The organism is Burkholderia sp. 4NA327C6, from assembly GCF_005502655.1.
Classification (GTDB): Bacteria; Pseudomonadota; Gammaproteobacteria; order Burkholderiales; family Burkholderiaceae; genus Burkholderia; species Burkholderia contaminans.
In genome coordinates this window covers 18,620-37,192 of sequence record NZ_SCNZ01000002.1, presented here as the reverse complement: position 1 = coordinate 37,192, position 18,573 = coordinate 18,620, and the positions used below count along the sequence as shown (strand labels likewise).

At 66.0% G+C, this 18,573-nt stretch carries 15 protein-coding genes; 5 read left to right on the top strand and 10 right to left on the bottom strand.

Annotated elements, in window-relative coordinates:
* Positions 1-597 precede the first annotated feature (597 nt).
* The 3 genes from FFS49_RS01985 to FFS49_RS01975 are packed head-to-tail and all read left to right on the top strand — an operon-like array spanning position 598 to position 3,095.
* Positions 598-1,407: a 2OG-Fe(II) oxygenase family protein gene (locus FFS49_RS01985; RefSeq protein WP_171026711.1), complete on the top strand. Its 810-nt coding sequence runs from the start codon at positions 598-600 to the stop codon at positions 1,405-1,407.
* A gap of 37 nt (positions 1,408-1,444) precedes the next feature.
* Entirely contained in the window at positions 1,445-2,071 is a 627-nt protein-coding gene (locus tag FFS49_RS01980; protein ID WP_039356642.1) for a DUF47 family protein, read from the top strand.
* Between the two features lie 13 nt (positions 2,072-2,084).
* A complete protein-coding gene (locus FFS49_RS01975) occupies positions 2,085-3,095 on the top strand; it encodes an inorganic phosphate transporter (protein WP_047849533.1) in 1,011 nt (336 codons plus the stop codon).
* Between the two features lie 51 nt (positions 3,096-3,146).
* Here FFS49_RS01975 and FFS49_RS01970 read toward each other — a convergent pair whose 3' ends face one another.
* The 5 genes from FFS49_RS01970 to betC all read right to left on the bottom strand — a co-directional run bounded on the left by FFS49_RS01970 (position 3,147) and on the right by betC (position 10,358).
* Complete coding sequence (locus FFS49_RS01970; protein WP_071333565.1) at positions 3,147-4,397, bottom strand: MFS transporter; 1,251 nt, start codon at positions 4,395-4,397, stop codon at positions 3,147-3,149.
* 225 nt (positions 4,398-4,622) lie between these two features.
* Entirely contained in the window at positions 4,623-6,035 is a 1,413-nt protein-coding gene (gene cysS, locus FFS49_RS01965; protein WP_137909759.1) for a cysteine--tRNA ligase, read from the bottom strand.
* Between the two features lie 373 nt (positions 6,036-6,408).
* Entirely contained in the window at positions 6,409-7,548 is a 1,140-nt protein-coding gene (locus tag FFS49_RS01960; protein WP_039369609.1) for a porin, read from the bottom strand.
* A 260-nt stretch (positions 7,549-7,808) separates the two neighbouring features.
* Entirely contained in the window at positions 7,809-8,777 is a 969-nt protein-coding gene (choX, locus tag FFS49_RS01955; protein ID WP_137909758.1) for a choline ABC transporter substrate-binding protein, read from the bottom strand.
* Between the two features lie 45 nt (positions 8,778-8,822).
* Entirely contained in the window at positions 8,823-10,358 is a 1,536-nt protein-coding gene (gene betC, locus FFS49_RS01950; protein WP_137909757.1) for a choline-sulfatase, read from the bottom strand.
* A gap of 263 nt (positions 10,359-10,621) precedes the next feature.
* On the opposite strand from betC, the gene FFS49_RS01940 reads away from it, so the two are divergent.
* The gene (locus tag FFS49_RS01940) at positions 10,622-11,527 is read left to right on the top strand and encodes a LysR family transcriptional regulator (RefSeq protein WP_137909756.1); all 906 of its coding nucleotides are present in this window, start codon (positions 10,622-10,624) and stop codon (positions 11,525-11,527) included.
* Positions 11,528-11,696: 169 nt separating this feature from the next.
* Positions 11,697-12,581, top strand: coding sequence for a formyltetrahydrofolate deformylase (purU, locus tag FFS49_RS01935; protein ID WP_137909755.1), 885 nt, complete (start codon positions 11,697-11,699; stop codon positions 12,579-12,581).
* 18 nt (positions 12,582-12,599) lie between these two features.
* Here the strand turns inward: purU and FFS49_RS01930 are convergent, their stop codons facing one another.
* The 5 genes from FFS49_RS01930 to FFS49_RS01910 form a co-directional block, all read right to left on the bottom strand.
* Positions 12,600-13,592: a DMT family transporter gene (locus FFS49_RS01930; RefSeq protein ID WP_137909754.1), complete on the bottom strand. Its 993-nt coding sequence runs from the start codon at positions 13,590-13,592 to the stop codon at positions 12,600-12,602.
* 166 nt (positions 13,593-13,758) lie between these two features.
* A complete protein-coding gene (locus tag FFS49_RS01925; RefSeq protein ID WP_043180424.1) occupies positions 13,759-14,376 on the bottom strand; it encodes a TetR/AcrR family transcriptional regulator in 618 nt (205 codons plus the stop codon).
* Positions 14,377-14,566: 190 nt separating this feature from the next.
* On the bottom strand, positions 14,567-16,222 hold the full coding sequence (locus FFS49_RS01920) for an APC family permease (RefSeq protein ID WP_071332087.1): 1,656 nt from the start codon (positions 16,220-16,222) through the stop codon (positions 14,567-14,569).
* Positions 16,223-16,401: 179 nt separating this feature from the next.
* On the bottom strand, positions 16,402-17,265 hold the full coding sequence (locus tag FFS49_RS01915) for a glycine betaine ABC transporter substrate-binding protein (protein ID WP_137909753.1): 864 nt from the start codon (positions 17,263-17,265) through the stop codon (positions 16,402-16,404).
* A gap of 134 nt (positions 17,266-17,399) precedes the next feature.
* On the bottom strand, positions 17,400-18,554 hold the full coding sequence (locus FFS49_RS01910) for a hybrid-cluster NAD(P)-dependent oxidoreductase (RefSeq protein ID WP_137909752.1): 1,155 nt from the start codon (positions 18,552-18,554) through the stop codon (positions 17,400-17,402).
* Positions 18,555-18,573: the final 19 nt, after the last annotated feature.

Here is an 18,573-nt window from a genome sequence, read left to right as displayed (position 1 = left end):
CCGTCGATCCGAAATTCCCGTACTCGACCATTCAGTTGCCGCTCGACACCCGGGCGGCGTCCGTACGTGATCCGCGTCGCGTGCGTGTGTCCGGCTGCATGCACGCGCATGCACAGCCCAGGTACACGTACGCGTTGCGCAAATAGACAGGAGTTCGAAATGGACGACGACCCTAGCCGATTAAGCTGCGCCGGCTCGCGTTCGCACGCCATGCCGGCGAATACCCGACTCGCAGCCTCTTATCAGCCGATCGCGCCCGACGCGGCGCGGCGGGAAGCGCTCGTCCGTCGTTGACGTCATGACGCTCCCGCCGTGTGCAGTCCGGCGCCTGGAGCACCCATGACACGACTCGACCTCTCCGCTCAGCCGAACCGGCAGCACCGGTTCGCACACGACAACCACCAGGACGCGCTCCCGCGTCGCCACCTCACCCGTCGTTTACGTCGATCTGCCGCAGCTTCTTCGCGCGCGCCGCGCTGACGCCGACCGGGTCGCGCACACCACGCCCCGCCTTCTCATGCGCCGGCAACACGGCACTGCCCGCCTTTCGGCGCCACGCCATGTCCGATGTACCGGGAGAACACCATGCAAAACCGTATGAAACTCCACGCCAGCCGCCTGATCCGCGACAGCTACGTCTACTTCAAGATGCCGTACGCGCTGCTCGCGCATTTCGACCGGCTCGCGGCCGCCTATGACGCGCTGGATCGCAAGCAAAAGCACGCATTCTCGTTTCCCGAGCACACCGACGGCTTCCTGCCGTTCGGGCTCGAATACTCGCATGCGCCGGAGCGGCCGGATCTGTGCGACCGGTTCTGCTACTGGGTCGCGCGGCGCGATGCGCATCTCGGTTTTGCGCTGGCCAGATCCGCGTTCTACCGCGAGATGGCCGCGTACGAAGCATGCATCCACGCAATCGCGCAGGACCTGCTCGATGCGGTCTGCGAGAACCTCGGCGGTACGCCGCAGCCGCCGGTCCGGCACAGCTCCTACCTGCAGTTCTGCGCGTACGAGCAGCATCACGGCAGCCACGACCGCGCGTACCTGCAGGATCCGCACGAGGACGGCCACCTGCTGTCGTTCATCCGGCCGACGGCACCCGGCCTTGTCCTGCTGCCCGACTCGTCGCCGATTTCCGCGCTGCCGCGTTCCGACGAAATGATCGTGCTGGCCGGCTCGCTGCTCGAGGCGCTCACCGACGGCGAAGTACCGGCGATGCAGCACGCGGTCGAACGCCCGCGCACGCGCGCCCCGCGCAAGTCGCTGATGTACTTCGTCAATCCCGACCTGTCGGCCGCGCACGCCAGCACGATCGTCAACCAGCGGCCGCTGGACTTGCGGGCACTCGCCGAAGGCCGGCACGTCGCATTCGGCAACCGCGCGCTGTGCCGCCCGTGCGCGGCCTGATCCGCGTCGTCCCGCCCACCTTTTCTCCGGAGAATCCATGCTTGGACGCTTCCTCCCCGTCGAAAACCGCTTTTTCGACCTCTTCGACACGCATGCGCAGCACATCGTCCTCGCCGCGTGCGAGGTTCAGATGCTCCTCGACAATCTCGACGATGCCGAGCTGGCCATGGCCAACGTCCAGACCACCGAACGCACCGGCGACAAGCTCGCGCACGATGCCATCGACCTGCTGCACAAGACGTTCATCACGCCGCTCGATCGAGACGAGATCCACAAGCTGGTCACGACGATGGACGACATCCTCGACCTGATGGAGGACGTCGCGACCACCGTCGTGGTCTACGACCTGAAATCGGTCACCGACGAGGCCAGCGAGCTCGCGGACATCGTCGTGCAGTCGGCGCTGCAGGCGCAGATCGCGGTCAACCTGCTGTCCGACATGACGGAGTCGGCGCAGATCCTCAAGGCCTGCGAAGAAATCGACACGCTCGAGACCCGCGCCGACCGCGTGCTGCGATCGGCGATCTCGAAGCTCTTTCGCGACGACATCGACGTGAAGACGCTCATCAAGCTGAAGGGCGTCTACGACCTGCTCGAACGCATTACCGACAAATTCGAGGATGTCGCGAACATCGTCGAAGGCATCGTGCTGGAAAACGCCTGAGCGAATCAACAAGATGCATTCGATACAACTCGCCCTGTGGATGGTCGCGACGCTGGTGCTCGTCGCGCTCGTATTCGACTTCATGAACGGCTTTCACGACGCGGCGAACTCGATCGCCACCGTCGTGTCGACCGGGGTGCTGAAGCCCCGGCAAGCCGTCGTGTTCGCGGCGGCGTTCAACGTCATCGCGTATTTCATCTTCCACCTGAAGGTCGCGCAGACCGTCGGCAAAGGCACGATCGATCCCGGGATCGTCGACCACTACGTCGTGTTCGGCGCGCTGGTCGGTGCGATCGGCTGGAACGTGATCACGTGGTACTACGGGATCCCGTCGAGCTCGTCGCACGCGCTGATCGGCGGCCTCGTCGGCGCCGCGCTCGCCAAGTCGGGCTGGAGCTCGCTGAACATCGACGGGCTGCTGAAGACCATCGCGTTCATCTTCATCTCACCGCTGCTCGGCTTCATCCTCGGCTCGCTGTTCATGCTCGGCGTGTCGTGGCTGTACTTCCGCACCGCGCCCAGCAAGGTCGACCGGCGCTTCCGGCGGCTGCAGCTGCTGTCGGCGGGGCTGTACAGCCTCGGGCACGGCGGCAACGACGCGCAGAAGACGATCGGCATCATCTGGATGCTGCTGATCGCGTCGGGCTATGCGTCGGCAACCGCCGATGCACCGCCGGCGTGGGTGATCGGCGCGTGCTACCTGTCGATGGGCCTCGGCACGCTGTTCGGCGGCTGGCGTATCGTGCGAACGATGGGCCAGAAGATCACGAAGCTCAAGCCGGTCGGCGGTTTCTGTGCGGAAACCGGTGGCGCGATGACGCTGTTCCTCGCATCGTTCCTCGGCATTCCGGTGTCGACCACGCACACGATCACCGGCGCGATCGTCGGTGTCGGTGCAACGCAGAAGCTGTCGGCCGTGCGCTGGGGTGTGGCCGGCAACATCGTGTGGGCATGGGTGCTGACGCTGCCTGCGGCTGCGCTGTTCGCGGCCGGCGGATGGTGGCTCGGGCACCGGATCTTCTGATGGCTGCGGCGCAACCCTGCGCGTGACGCACGGCACATCACGTGCCACACGTCACGCGTCGCGTTCGAGCGACTTCATGTTCGTGAGCTGGGGAAAAAGCCGCATCCACGTGAGCGCGACCAGAATCGTCGCGGTACCCCCCACGACGATCGCCGCCGGCGCACCCCACCACGCGGCCGTCACGCCCGACTCGAATTCGCCGAGCTGGTTCGACGTACCGATGAACAGCGAATTGACCGCGCTCACGCGCCCGAGCATGTCGTCGGGCGTGCGCAGTTGCACGAGCGACAGCCGCACGACGACGCTGACTACGTCCGACGCGCCGAGCGCGGCCAGCGCCACGAGCGACAGCGCGAAGTGTCGCGACAAGCCGAACACGATCGTCGCGATGCCGAACGCGATCACACCGCCGAACATCGCGCGGCCCGGCCGCCCCTTCAACGGGAAACGCGTGAGCCACAGCGTACCCGCGAGCGCGCCGACGGCAGGCGCCGCGCGCAGCGCACCGAGCCCCCACGGGCCGACCTGCAGGATGTCGCGCGCGTAGATCGGCAGCAGCGCGGTCGCGCCGCCGAACAGCACCGCGAACAGGTCGAGCGACAGCGCACCGAGAATCGCCGGCTCGCGCCGGATGAATGCGATGCCCGAAAACACCGAGCGCAGCGTGACCGGCTCGCGCGCGGGCGGCGCACTGCGCAGCGGAATCGTGCCGCTCAGCACCGCCGCGATCGCGAATGCAACGACGCTCGTGCCGAATGCCGCGGGCGCGCCGACGCCATACAGCAGCCCGCCGAACGCGGGCCCGAGGATCTGCGCGGCCTGGTTCGCGGACGTCGAGAGCGCGGTCGCGCGCGGCAGGTCGGTGCGCGGCACGACGGCCGGCAGCAGCGACGACACCGACGGCGATTCGAACGCGCGGGCCGTGCCGACGATCGCAGCCAGTGCATACACGGCCGGTGCCGCCAGCCACCCTTGCGCGGCACCGAGCAGGAACACGCCGGCGGCCAGCGCCTCGACGCCCTGGCAGATCGTCGCGATGCGCCGGCGATCGTAGCGGTCGGCCACCTGCCCGACGACGAGCGTCAGCGCGAACATCGGCACGAACTGCGCGAGTCCGACGAGACCGAGCGCGAATGCACTGTGCGTGAGCGCGTAGACGTACCAGCCGATGGCAACCGACAGAATCTGGAAAGCCAGGGAAGACATGACGCGCGTGCCCCAGAAGCGCTGGAACGGGACATGGCGGAACAGGTTGGCGGGTAGCGGGGATAAAGGACTAGGGTCGGGCACGGAGTCGGTCATCGAGGTCTTGGTGGTCGGCGCTGTGCGTCGGTACCGTTCGAGAAACGACTGCGCACGCCCACGCGTGCGCGACAACGGTGCCGACGCGGCCAAAGCGCGATGATATGCCAACCGCGGAAAACGGGCCGTAGACGTGGGTGCCGACGATTCCGGCGGCCACGCGGATCGCGGCCGCCGGGTGGATGCCTGACGACAGGATCTTCCGATGCAGGCGGCCCGCGCGCTTTACTGCGGCGCGCCGCCTGTATCGCTCGAACCCATCACCATGCCGAACAGACGTTGCCCTTCCGGCGTGTCCTCGACTCTCCAGCCCTCGGCGCTCAACGCTTCCCGGATCCGGTCGGCTTGTGCCCAGTCCTTGTCCGCCCTCGCGCGCTCACGCTCACCGAGCAACACGTGGACATGTTCCGGAACGTCGAACGCAACCGGCCGCCATTCGCGCAAGCCAAGGCCGAGCACGTCATCGAAGCTGTCGACGGTCGCTTTCAGGGTGGCAGGCGGCAGGTTGCTCCTGACCAGATCCCACAGCACCGCGAGCGCCCTCGGCAGATTCAGGTCCTCGTTCACTTCGGCATCGAATCGCGCGACGAAGTCCGCATCGGCGCGCCCGCCGTCCGGCCAGCCGGCATAAAGGTGCCGCAGCCGATTCAGCGCGGTGTGTGCCGCGTCGAGCGACGCCCACGTGAAATGCAGCTTGCTTCGATAGTGGGCCGTCAGGCACAGGTAGCGGTACGCGAGCGGATCGACACCCCGGCTCTGCAAGGTCTGCAGGCGAACGAAATCGCCGCTCGACTTCGACATCTTCGTATCGTCGTCAAACGTCAGGAAGTGCCCGTGCATCCAGTAATTCGCGAGTTGCGTGCCGTGGGCCGCCCGCGTCTGCGCGATCTCGTTGCTGTGATGCACGGCGATGTGATCCTCGCCGCCGCAATGGATATCGAACAATGTCCCGAGATACTTCGCCGACATCGCCGAGCATTCGATATGCCAGCCCGGAAAGCCGCGCCCCCACGGGCTGTCCCATTCCATTTGCCGCTTGACGTCGGCCGGGCTGAACTTCCACAACGCAAAATCCGTGATGCTCCGCTTCCCGCCCAGCGCCACCCGCTTGCCCGCCTGCAACCCCGCGCGGTCCAGCCGCGCGAGATAACCGTAGTCGTCCTGCCGACTGGTGTCGAAGTAGAGGCCGTCGTCCGTCCGGTAGACGTAGCCGCCGCGGTCGAGCGTATCGATGAACGCGATCTGTTCGGCGATGTGATCAGTGGCGCGGCACCACACCGTCGGCTCGAGCAGGTTGAGCGCGCGCCAGTCGCGGACGAACGCCTCGGTGTAGCGCCGGGCGATGGCCCATGCCGATTCGCCGGTCCGACGGCTCCCCTTCTCCATCTTGTCTTCGCCTTCGTCGGCATCCGACGTCAGGTGGCCGACGTCGGTGATGTTGACGACGTGCCGGACCGCGTAGCCGTTGCGCGCCAGTACACGGCGCAGGAGATCCTCGAACACGTAGGTTCTCAGGTTGCCGATGTGGGCATCGTCGTACACCGTCGGGCCGCAGCAATACATGCCGACCTGCCCGGCCCGGACAGGCGTGAAGGGGCGCACGGTACGCGACCAGGTGTCATACAGCGCAAGCGGCATCGAATTTCTCCGTCCCGAAGGTGTGGGCCCAAAAACAAAAAGGCCGCCTGTCTTGCATCACAGGCGGCCGGAAGGCGATTGCTTGAATGTTCAGCGAATTCGCTAGACGCAACTTCCCCCTGGCATGGGCTGACAACATGCGCGGACCAGCGACGAGGGGGAAATGGCGAGATCAAGCATGCGGACGATGCTAGCGCCTATAGACGGCAATGGTCAATACCATCCGGGCGCTGTTTCCCGGGCGGTGGCCGGGCTGGCGGCGCGGGCCGGTCGGCTTTCGTGCCCGCTCACGCCCGGCAAAAAAAAGCGCGAACCGAGGTTCGCGCCAAAGAGAGACCGCTCGCTGAAGACGTCGCTGCCCCACCCATCCCGCTCAGAACGAATGCCGCATCCCGATCCGCACGTCGGCCTGCGTCTGCGTCGTCGACGGCGTGAAGCTGTAGCCGACCACCGCATCGACGCCCTGCGACGCGCGCAGGTAATCGCCGGAGATGTAGATGTCGGTGCGCTTCGACAGCAGGTAGTGCAGGCCCGCCGTACCCTGGTTCCAGTGGTGGCCTTCGAAGCGCGTGTGCTGGTAGCCCGCGATGAGGCTCAGCGCCGGCGTGAACTGGTACAGGCCGCCGCCTTCGTACACCTGCATGTGTGACGACTGGCCGAAGCCCTTGATCGTCGTGTAAGAGTAGTTGGCGTCGAGCGTCAGCTTGCCGATCGTGTAGCTGGTGCCGATGCCGAACGTACCCTGGCTGTCGACGTCCATCGCGGTGTTCGCAAACAGGTCGGTGCGTGCGCCGGTCGCCGGATCGACGGTGACGGTCTGCTGGCCGAGGAACGTGTGCGTGCCGATCATCGCGTACGGGTCGAACGCGTAGATGCCGTTCGGGTTGTTCAGGCGCGTGTACGCGGCGCCGATCGAGAAGTCGCCCTTCGTGAAGCTCGCGCCCGCGCTCCATGCGCTGTTGCGGTGGAAGTTGCCCGCGACGTTGCCGAACGAGTACATCGCGCCGAACTTGAAGCCGCTGAGATCGTTCGACAGGAACTTCACCGAGTTCGGCAGGCGGTCGCCGTTGAAGCGGTCGAAGTCGCCCTGGTGGATCGCATAGCCGCTGCCCCACGCCGAAATGTTGTAGATCGACACGAGTTCGTTCGTGATGTCGAGCTGGTTGCCGAACGACAGCGTGCCCCAGTCGTTCTGCAGGCCGACATACGCCTGGCGGCCGAATTCCGCGCCGCCGAAACCGAGTTGCCCGTTGCCGAGGTGGAAGCCGCTCTCGAGCGTGAACACGGCCTTCAGGCCGCCGCCCAGGTCTTCGGTGCCCTTGAGGCCGAAGCGGTTTCCGTAGGCGACGCCGTCGTCGAACTTGACCACGTGCGAACCGCCCGTGTTGTTCACGTACGTGATACCCGCGTCGAGAATCCCGTACAGCGTCACGCTGCTTTGTGCATGCCCGATGGCGGGAATACAGGCCGCGCATGCAAGCGCGGCGGCTACGGCAACTTTCTTTTGCTTCATTGTCGACCACCCTCCCTGAACCGTTCGATGGATAGAATCTCGTCCCGGCGCGTGCCGCGATGCGCCGGTGGATTCCAATTCAGACCGCCCCGCTGGCTTCGGCATTTCGTTTTCCGCAATAACGGAGCCATTGGCGAAAAATACAAACCCATATTTCGGGTCACCCGTCTGAAGGCGACACCAAATGGTCACGATGCGACGGATCGGGAAAACACGTAGACAGGCGGCACGGCAAAAACCGGCCGCCCGGAAGGAGGGAATCAGCGAGCGTCGAGGGCCGCGCGCACGGCCGGCAGGCCCGGTGCGCCGGCCGCCGTCGTCACGCCGTCGAGCCAGCCGGCGACCAGCGCGGGCTCGGCCTTCAGCGCATGCTGCGCCGCGAGGGCGGGCGAGGTCTTGTGGTCGAGCATGTCGGCGATCATCCGGTTCTCGACGTCGACGGAGAACGTCATCTGCCGGAACAGCCGCGCGAGGTTCGCGCACTGGCCGGCGAACCCGGCACGCGTGACCGTGTTGACCGTCGCGCCGCCGTAGTTCGGGCCGAAGTACGCATCGCCGCCCGACAGATACGTCAGATGAAACTTCGTGTTCATCAGATGCGGCTCCCACGCGAGGAAAACGATCCAGCGCTTGTCGCGCACCGCACGCTCGACCTGCGTGAGCATGCCCGTCTCGCTCGATTCGACGAGCGACCAGTTCGCGGACCCGAGCACGTGGTCGGACAGCATCCGCTTGATGTTCTGGTTCGCGGGCGCGCCCGGCTCGATCCCGTAGATCTTGCCGCCGAAGCGATCCGCGTAGCGCGCGAGATCGGCGAACGTATGCACGCCAGCGGCGGCCACGTAATCGGGCACGGCGAGCGTGAACTTCGCGCCGCTCAGGTTCGCGTGCAGCACGTCGATCGATTTCTCGTCGACGAACGGCTTCACGAGCGGCGCCTGCGCGGGCATCCAGTTGCCGAGAAAGACGTCGACCTGCCCTTTCTTGAGCCCCTGGTACGTGATCGGCACCGACAGGTTCGCCACGTCCTGCCGGTAGCCGAGCGCCTTCAGCACGACGCCCGCCATCGCGTTCGTCGCGTCGATGTCGGTCCAGCCGGGTGCCGCCATCTTCACGTTGCTGCACGTCTGCGGATCGGCCGCGTGCGCGGCCTGCGTCGTCATCAGGCACGCGGCGGCGGCGAGCGCCACGCCGATCCTTCGGATTGCTGTATTGCGTTGCCGTTTCATGGTTCGCTTCCTCCGTCGTTGTTCAATGATCGCGATGCGGTACGCTCAGCGCCCGACACGCGGAAACCGCGCCATTGCCTCGAGCGTGTCGAGCTCGATGTGATTGCGCATGTAGCGCTGGCTCGCGTCGGTGAACGGCTGCCAGTCCCACGCCTGGATGCGGCCCTGCGTCGTGGCCGCGTAATGGAAGCGCCGGCGCCGCTGGCTCGCGCGCACCTGCCGGTCCAGCTCCGGCAGGTTCCAGCGCTGCGCGGCTTGCGCGCGGAACGCGGCAAGCTCGTCGGCCGCTTCCGGCGTGCCGGCCAGGTTCGTCAGCTCGCGCGGGTCGTCCGACAGGTTGTACAGCTGGTCGGGATCGAGCGGGCAATGCACGTACTTCCAGTCGCCGCTGCGGATCATCACGACCGGCGCAACCGCGCCTTCCGCCAGGTATTCGCCGAGCGCAACGTCGTGCGCGGGCGTGCCGTGCAGGTGCGGCACGAGGCTCGCGCCGTCGACCGGGTCGGGCCAGCCGCCGGCCGGCGCGGCGCCGGCCAGGTCGACGAGCGTCGGCAGCAGGTCGACGTGCGACACGGGCCCGCGCACGCGCGCGGCAGCGAAGCGGCCCGGCGCATGGACGATCAGCGGCACGCGGCAGCCGCCTTCGAAGAACGTCATCTTGTACCAGAGCCCACGTTCGCCGAGCATGTCGCCGTGGTCGGACGTGACGATCACGATCGTATCGTCGGCGAACCCGCATTGCTCGAGCGCGGCCAGCACGCTGCCGAACTGCGCATCGACGTAGGACGTCGCGCCGTAATACGCGCGGCGCGCGGCGCGGATCTGCGCGTCGGTGGGCGGCGTGCGGTCGTTCTCGCAGACGAAGCGCAGCCGCTGCGAATGCGGATCGCTTTCGGCCGCGTCGAGCCGCACGGCCGGCATGTCGATTTCTTCGTCGCTGTACAGATCCCAGTATTCGCGCGTGATCGCGTACGGGTCGTGCGGATGGGTCAGCGACACGACCATGCAGAACGGCCGCGCATCGTGGCCGGCCGCGCGCTCGCGCGCGACGTCGTACAGCTTCTGCTTCGCCGCGAACGTGACTTCGTCGTCGAAATCGAGCTGGTTCGTGCGCACGCACGGGCCGGCCTCCAGCACCGAACTCATGTTGTGATACCAGCTCGGCCGCTCGGTCGGGCTGTCCCAGTCGGGCACCCAGCCGAAATCGGCCGGATAGATGTCGGTCGTGAGGCGCTCCTCGAAGCCGTGCAGCTGATCGGGACCGCAGAAATGCATCTTGCCGGACAGCATCGTCCGGTAGCCGCCCGCGCGCAGGTAGTGCGCGAACGTCAGCGTTTGCGCCGGCAATTCGGCGGCGTTATCGTAGGCGCCGATCCCCGACGGCAGCTTGCCCGTCAGCAGCGAGAAACGCGACGGCGCGCACAGCGGGCTCGCGCAGTACGCCGCGTCGAATACGACGCCTTGCGCGGCGAGACGGTCCAGCGTCGGCGTGCGCGCGACGCGATTGCCGTAGGCCGGCAGCGCGAACGGCGTGAGCTGGTCGGCCATCAGGATCAGGATGTTGGGTGTCGGGTTCGTCATCGGCTGTCGTGGGGAAAACGGTGTTCGAATGGAACGGTGCGCCGCTCGTGCAGCGGGATGTCCGGCATGACGGAAGCGGCTCGACGAAAGTGCCGCACGGGCGGGCCGTGCTGGCTAGAATCGCGGAATACGTTGCGCGGCGGCCGTGAAGCAGACTGTGAAGCAGGCCGTGAAGCACAGGTGCCACACCGTCCGCAGCACTATCGCCCGCCCGAATTCGCGCGGGTAGGCGTTCGGCCCTTATGGGGCCATTAGAGAGACTTATGTCGAAATCCGAACCGTTACCATCGATGCAGGCGCTGCGCGCGTTCGAATCGGCCGCCCGGCTCGCGAGCTTCACGGCCGCCGCGCGCGAGCTCGGCTCCACCCAGCCGGCCGTGAGCCAGCAGGTGTTCCAGCTCGAAGCCGAACTGGGCGTGCCGCTGTTCGAGCGCAGCCCGCGCGGCGTCACGCTGACGGCCGACGGCGAGTGCCTGTACGAAGCCGTGCGGCTGAGCCTCGACACGCTGCGCGGCGCGACCGCGACCCTGCGTGCGCGCCGCGAGCACGGTGCGCTCACGATCGTCACCGACTTCGGCTTCGCGACCTACTGGCTGATGCCGCGCCTGGCCGGGCTGAAGCGCGTGATGCCGGATGTCGACGTGCGCGTCGTCACGTCACAGGATTACGACGCGCAGCGCGACCATGGCGACATCGCGATCCTGTTCGGGGACGGCCATTGGCCCTCGTGCACCGCCGCACGGCTCTTTCCGGAATCGGTCACGCCCGTCTGCTCGCCGGCGTTCCGCGACGCGCACCCGCACGTCGCGCGGGCCGAGCACCTGCTGGCCCTGCCGCTGCTGCACGTGCAGCCGACGCGCCCCGAGCGCTGGCTGTCGTGGTCCGGCTGGTTCGACGCGCACGGCCTCGATACGGTGGCCGCCGCACGCGGCGTGACCTTCAACAGCTACGCGCTCGTGATCCACGCCGCGCTGCTCGGCGAAGGCGTCGCGCTCGGCTGGGCGCCGCTCGTCGACGAACTCGTCGCGGCCGGCCAGCTCGTGAAGCCCGTCGACGCGCCGGTCGTCACGTCGCGCGGCTACTTCCTGGTGCGGCCGCCGCAGCGGCCCGAGCCGGACGCGACCCACGTGTTCCGGCGCTGGCTGCTCGACGCCTGCGCGAGCGCCTGACGGGCCCTGCCCGCCCCTGCGCGCTGGCGCGCCGATACCAGCCACACGGCGCGTTGGTTCTATCCGCCCCGAAATCGTCCTGATTTACTTGAGCCTCCCGCTACCCGCGCGGCGCGGCGCCTTCGCGCGCCGCCGCACGGCCGTGCGCCCATGCCATCCGAGGAGTCTCATGACCGCCGAGCACCGCCCCGATCAATTCGTCCTGACACTGTCGTGCCCGAGCGCGGCCGGCCAGGTCGCCGCCGTCGTCGGCTTTCTCGATCGCCATCGCTGCTATGTCGATGCGCTGAACGTGTTCGACGACGATCTCAGCAACCGCTTCTTCGTGCGCTGCGTCTTTCATCCGACGGATGAAACGCTGCAGATCGATGCGCTGCGCCAGGAATTCGCGCCGATCGCGGCCGTGCTCGGCGGCGGTGAAAGCGACACGCAATGGGCGATCCATGACGTGAACGCACGGCCGAAGGTGCTGATCATGGTGTCGAAGCTCGAGCACTGCCTCGCGGACCTGCTGTTCCGCTGGCGGATGGGCGAACTGAAGATGGATATCGTCGGCATCGTGTCGAACCATCCCGACTTCGAGCCGCTCGCGGCGCAGCACGGGCTGCCGTTCCGCCACTTCCCGATCACGGCCGATACGAAGGCGCAGCAGGAAGCGCAGTGGCTCGACTTCTTCGAGACGAGCGGCGCCGAGCTCGTGATCCTCGCGCGCTATATGCAGGTGCTGTCGCAGGAAACGAGCGCGAAGCTCGCGAACCGCGCGATCAACATCCACCATTCGTTCCTGCCCGGCTTCAAGGGCGCGAAGCCGTATCACCAGGCGCATGCGCGCGGCGTGAAGCTGATCGGCGCGACTGCGCATTTCGTCACCGACGATCTCGACGAAGGCCCGATCATCGAGCAGGTCGTCGAACGCGTCGATCATGCGCTGCGCCCGGAGCAACTGCTCGCGGTGGGGCGCGATGTCGAATCGCTGACGCTCGCGCGCGCGGTGAAGGCGTTCATCGAGCGGCGCGTGTTCCTGAACGGCGATCGGACGGTGGTGTTTCCGTAACGCACGAAGGCGCGACGCTCATGTGGAAACCGACGGCACGCGCGCCGGCGTCGTGCCGATTCGACGCGCCCTGCGCCGCAGGTACAGGTTGTTCAGGATCAGCGCCGCACCGGTCAGGGCGGCGCCTGCGATCTGTGCATGATTCGGCACGACGCCCGTGAATGCGGAAACGGCGAATGCCGTAATGGGCACGATGTCCATGAACAGCACGCCGTTCATCGGTCCGAGAATCCGGTTGCCCGTCATCCACAGCAGGATCGCGCCGAAGCCGGCCACCGGCCCCATGTACGCAAGATGCGGAACGACCGCATGCACCGCGGCGAGTGACGGTGCCGCGATCCGGTGCGTGACGATCAGCAGCAGGTTGACCGCGACGATCGTGATCAAGCCGAGCCACGTCGTGAAGGTCGTGTATTTCAATGCCGACCAGCGGGTGAAGCGTGCCGCGCCGAACGTATAGACGACCCAGCACGACGCGCCGACGATGATCAGCGCGTTGGCCGCGTAGTGCTGCGGCTCGTGCAGTGCGGCAATCACGTCGCCGCGCGTGATGACGAGGGCCACGCCGGTAAAGGACAGCACGACGAACAGCACCGACACCGGCGCGGGCGCGACGCGCCGCACCACGGCATTGAGCAGGAGCCCCATCATCGGCTGCGTCGCCATCATGATCGACGCGGTCAGCGCGCCTTCGTCGCCGGCCAGTTGCTGGCCCAGGAATACGAACGATCCGAATCCGCAAAAGCCGATCGACCCGAGCAGCCATGCGAGCGCCACGGGCTCGCCTGCCGAACGGAATGCGCCGGGCCCTTCGACGATCCGCAGCAACGCAACGAAGCCCGTGCCGGCGATCAGATAGCGCAGCGACGTGAACGTGAAGGGATCGATGTAGCGCAGCGCATCGGTCATCACCGGAAACATCACGCCCATCAGGATCGTCGCGGCCACACATGCCGCGATGCCTTTGCCGTACGCGCTCGCGGCAGGCGTTGCGGGAGTTGCGTTATTCATGACCGATCATTCCCAAATTAATTGAAAAATGATGCCGGTGCGACCGTGCGCAGCGGCAGCGTCGTATCAACCACCTTGCCGTTCTTGCCTGCCCTTCACGGTCTCGATGCGGGCGTCGGGAATGCCTCACATTTGAAACCGATCATTCTCAAAATAATCAAAAAAATCAGGTCAGTGCCCGCATCGCGATATCGACGATCGATGCCAGCTCCGCCTCCGACGCGCTCGACTTGCCCAGCACGCGCATGCCCTGGATCAGGCACAGCAGGAACCGGCCCACCTCTTCCGGATCGAGATTGCGGTCGAAATCGCCCGACTGCTGGCCGCGCGCGATGGCCAGGCTGAACTGCGTGCCGATTCGCAGCAAGGTCGATTCGATGTACGGACGGAGTGCGTCGTCGCCGGGCAGGAGTTCGACGGCAGAATTCGTGATGAAGCAGCCGCGTCGCTCCGACAGCCGTACACCGATTTCCGTGTAGTACAGCAGCGCGTCCCGGAGTGCCTGCCGCGGCGGCAGATCCGCCGCGAGACGCTCCTTGAGCCGTGCGATCGCGCCTTCGGCGTAGCGGTCGAATGCGGCGACCAGCAACCCGTGCTTGTCGCCGAACGTGCGGTACAGGCTGCCGCGAAAGACGCCGGTCGCCTCGCATAGCGCGTCGATCGACGTCGCGTGATACCCCTGCTCCCAGAACACGCGTGCTGCCGCGTCGATCACCTCGTCGGTGTCGAATTCGCGCGGGCGCCCCCGGTCGCGGGCGCCGGAAGATGTCGAGGTCGGGCTCATGGATGCCGATATTAGAACCGATCGTTCTCAAAATCAAGCGGTCACGCGCCGTGAATGCGTCGCGCGCCGGCATGAATGACGAAAGCCCGACCGCTTGCCAGCGAGTCGGGCTTCATTGCCTGCCGCGATATCGATCGCGGCGTCCGTGTGCGGTTTCCGGACGCCGCGCTCCGTTACACGGCTCGACGCGTCACTTCACCCACGCAAAGTAATACGACAACCAGATCGTCAGCCCCGCGCCGACCAGCGCAACGTAAGGCATCAGGTTCAGCCACATCGCGCGCTTCGGCACTTCGAGCTCCATGTCGCGCTGCATCTGCGCGGGGAACCGGCCGCGATCCTGCCAGTAGTGGCGGAACAGGAACACCGGCACGATCAGCAGCATCGCGATCAGCCCGTTGCGCAGCGTGCCCTCACCTTGCAGGTTCGCGCCCGCGCCGACATACACGAGGTTCGCATAGCCGCAGATCGCGCCGCCGACGAGCAGCCAGGTCGGGCAGCGGAACGGCCGATCCCAGTTGCCGCGATCCATCCGGTGGATCCAGCCCGACTGAAGATTCAGGAATACGAACAGCATGTAGCAGACGTTCGAGATCGACAGCACCGTCATGTAGTCCGACATCATCAGCAACACGAGGTTGAAGCCGAGATCGGTCCACATCGCACGCGTGGGCGAGCCGTGCTCGTTCACGTGCGACAGGTACTTCGGCAGCCAGCCGTCGACGGATGCCTGGTACAGCGTGCGCGACGAGCCCATCATCGACGTCATCACGATCAGCAGGATCGACAGCATCAGCATCACGACGACCGCATTCGCCACCCACGCGCCACCGCCGACGATCTTCGCCATCGCAGCCGCGACACCGGTGCCGTCGCCGATCGACGGATCGAGCATCGCCTGCGTGCCGAGTGCGCCCTGGAACGCCATCGGCACGAGCGTCATCACGACGAGACACAGTGCGCCCGACCAGAAGATCGCCTTGGCGGTATCACGACGCGGGTCACGGAATTCACGCGTGTAGCAGACGGCCGTCTCGAAGCCGTACGACGCCCAGCCGGCCATGAACATCGCACCGAGCGCCATCGTGACGCCCTGCCCGTTCCACGAGCCGAACGTCGCGGCCGTGAGATTGCCGTTCGCGTCGTGACCGAGCGGCAGCAGCGGGAGCAGGTTCGACATCGGCACGTCGCCCGTGATGAACGGCACGATGCCGACGATCAACAGCGGCGTGAGCGACGCGATGCCGAGAATGCGCTGCGTGCGCGCAGCCTTCGACGCACCGCTGTGCTGAAGCTTGAACGTGATGAGAAGCAGGATCGTCGCGATGATGAACGTCGCATTGATCCGCAAAGACAGACCCGGCTTGATGAACCCGAGATCCGCAACCTTGAGCTGCCAGTGCAGCACCGCCGCATCGGCGGGAAAGAGGCTCGTGAGCGCATAGCTCGCCGCGAGGCCGCAGCCGAGCGCGAGCATCGGCGACCACGCGAGCCAGTTGCACCACACGGAAACCGGGGCAATCAGCTTGCTGTAACGGACCCAGCCGATCGCGCCATACACGGACGCGCCGCCCGATTTATGGGGAAATAGCCCCGATATTTCCGCATAAGTCGCGCTTTGAACCAGCCCCATCGTGATCGCGGCGATCCAGATCGCCCACGCGGGCTGGCCGATCGTCGCGCATACGCCGCCGATCGTGAACAGCACGCCTGCCGGCACGCCGCTCGTTACCCAAAAAGCGTCTTTCCAGGTCAGGCCACGATGCAGCGTGTGGCCCGTCGAATCATGTGAGATGGTTGCCTCAACATCACTGGTGCGATTCGCACGCAGTCCTGCTTGACTCATCCAATTCCTCCTGTGATGACTCCGCACAAGGGCGCTAGTGTAACAACTTACGCACTTTTCTGCAGAATCAAAAAAATAATTCCGGGATAAGGTCGCGTCGCAGTGCGATTATTTCGCATTCCTTCCAACCTTTCCCGGACTGTCTCTTCATCTTGTTATTGCGGCGAATCGCCGCGGTCTTACTGTGCGCCTTCGGTCCACGTGTTCACGCGGTCGGCATGGGCCGCGATCCACGCATCGGCTGCTGCTTCCGGCTTCGAGCCGTTCTGGATCGCCAGCATCACGCTGTCGATTTCACCCGGCTTCCACTGGAATTTCTTCAGGAACGCGACCACCGGCTTCGCCTTCGCTTCGAGCCCCGGATTCACGACGCTGTCGACATGCTCCGCGCCGCCGTACACCTTCTTCGGATCCTCGAGGAAGCGCAGTTTCCACTTCGCGAACATCCAGTGCGGCGCCCAGCCCGTCACGATGACCGGCTTGCTCGCACCGACCGAACGCGACAGCTCGGCCGTCATCGCGCTGCCCGAGCTCGGCATCAGCGTGTAGTTCAGCCCGTAGCTCTTGATCGCGTCGTCGGTCTTGCGCATCACGCCGGCACCCGCATCGATGCCGACGATCCGGCCGCCGAAGCTCGCCTTCTCCGCGTTCAGGTCGTCGATGCTCTTCGCCTTCACGTAGGCGGGCACGATCAGGCCGATCTTTGCATCCGGGAAATTCGCGCCGAGGTCGACGACCTTGGCCTTGTATTCATCCCAGTACGAGCCGTGCGTGACCGGCAGCCATGCGGACAGCGTCGCATCGAGATCGCCGCGCGCGACGCCCTGCCACATGATCCCGGCAGCGACCGGCACGAGCTTCACTTCGTAGCCGAGCTTCTTCTCGATGACGCGGGCCGCGACGTTCGACGTCGCCACGCTGTCGTCCCAGCCTTCGACGTAGCCGATCTTCAGCGTCGGCTTCGTATCGGCGAGCGCCGATGCGCTCAATGCCACCATTGCCGACAGGGTGCCGGTCCAAAACAGTTTTCCGAGCAGTTTCATGGTCGATCTCCTTGGTCTGCGCACCGTGCGCGTCGTCTCTCTAGGTTCTTCAACCACAAATCCGCGGTATCGTTGTTTTCCGACGGAAGCTTGTCCGGACGCGACGCGCCCGGACCGCCGATAGCGTGTTGCGACTACTTGTCGATCACCAGATCCGACAGCGGCTTGCTGCAGCACAGCAGCACCATCCCCTGGTCGATCTCGCGCTGGCGGATGCCGCCGTTGTGCTTCATTTCGACCTGCCCCGATACGAGCTTCACCTTGCAGGTGCCGCACATGCCCTGCGTGCACGATGCCGGCAGCCGCACGCCCGACTGGCGAGCCGCATCCAGCACGTGCTGCTCCGAGCCGCACGCAATCTCGCGATTGCTCTTCGCGAAGCTGACCGTGTACTGCTTCGTTTCGGTGTCGGCGTCGGCGCCTTCTGCCGGCGGGGCGAGCTCGGCAAGCAGTTCGTCGCTTGCGGTTTCGGCAAGCGTTTCGAACGAGAAGCTCTCCTCGTGATACCGCTTGCGATCGAAGCCGGCTTCGTCGAGCAGGTCGCGCACGGCCTTCATGTACGGCGCGGGGCCGCACGTGAAGATCTCGCGCTCCATGAAATCCGGTGCGATCAGCTTCAGCAGCGGCAGCGTCAGGAAGCCCGTGACGCCCGGCCAGTTGGTGCGGGCCCCCACGCGCTCGACGACGAACGACGTGCGGAAGTTCGTATGGTTCGACGCGATCAGGTCGAGCTCGCGGGCGAAGATGATGTCGTCCGGCGTGCGCGCGCTGTGCACGAACAGGATGTCGCGATCCTCCGCGAGATCATGGTGCGCGCGGCTCATCGACATCAGCGGCGTGACGCCCGAGCCGGCCGACAGGAACAGGTACTTGCGCGCCGGATGCCGTGCGCACGTAAATTCGCCGGCCGGGCCGAGCACGCGCACCGCGGCGCCCGGCTGCAGGTTGTCGTGCAGCCAGTTCGACACCTTGCCGCCCGGTACGCGCTTCACCGTGATCGACACCGTGTGCGGCCGCGCGGGCGACGACGAGATCGTGTAGCAGCGGTTGATCGTTTCACCGTCGATGTCGAGCTCGAGCGTCAGGAACTGCCCGGGCTCGAACGAGAACGAGCGGCCCTGCGGCGAACGGAAGAAGAAGCTCTTCACGTCGTGCGTTTCCTGCCGCACGTGGCAGCACACCAGCGTTTCCTCGACGTCGCTCGTCCAGCGCTCGGGCAGCGCGTTCCAGAAGGCCGGGTGGGTGACCCGGCTGTCCACCGGCTCGAAATTGGCCGCATCTCGCATCATGTCTTGCTCCGCTTGTCCG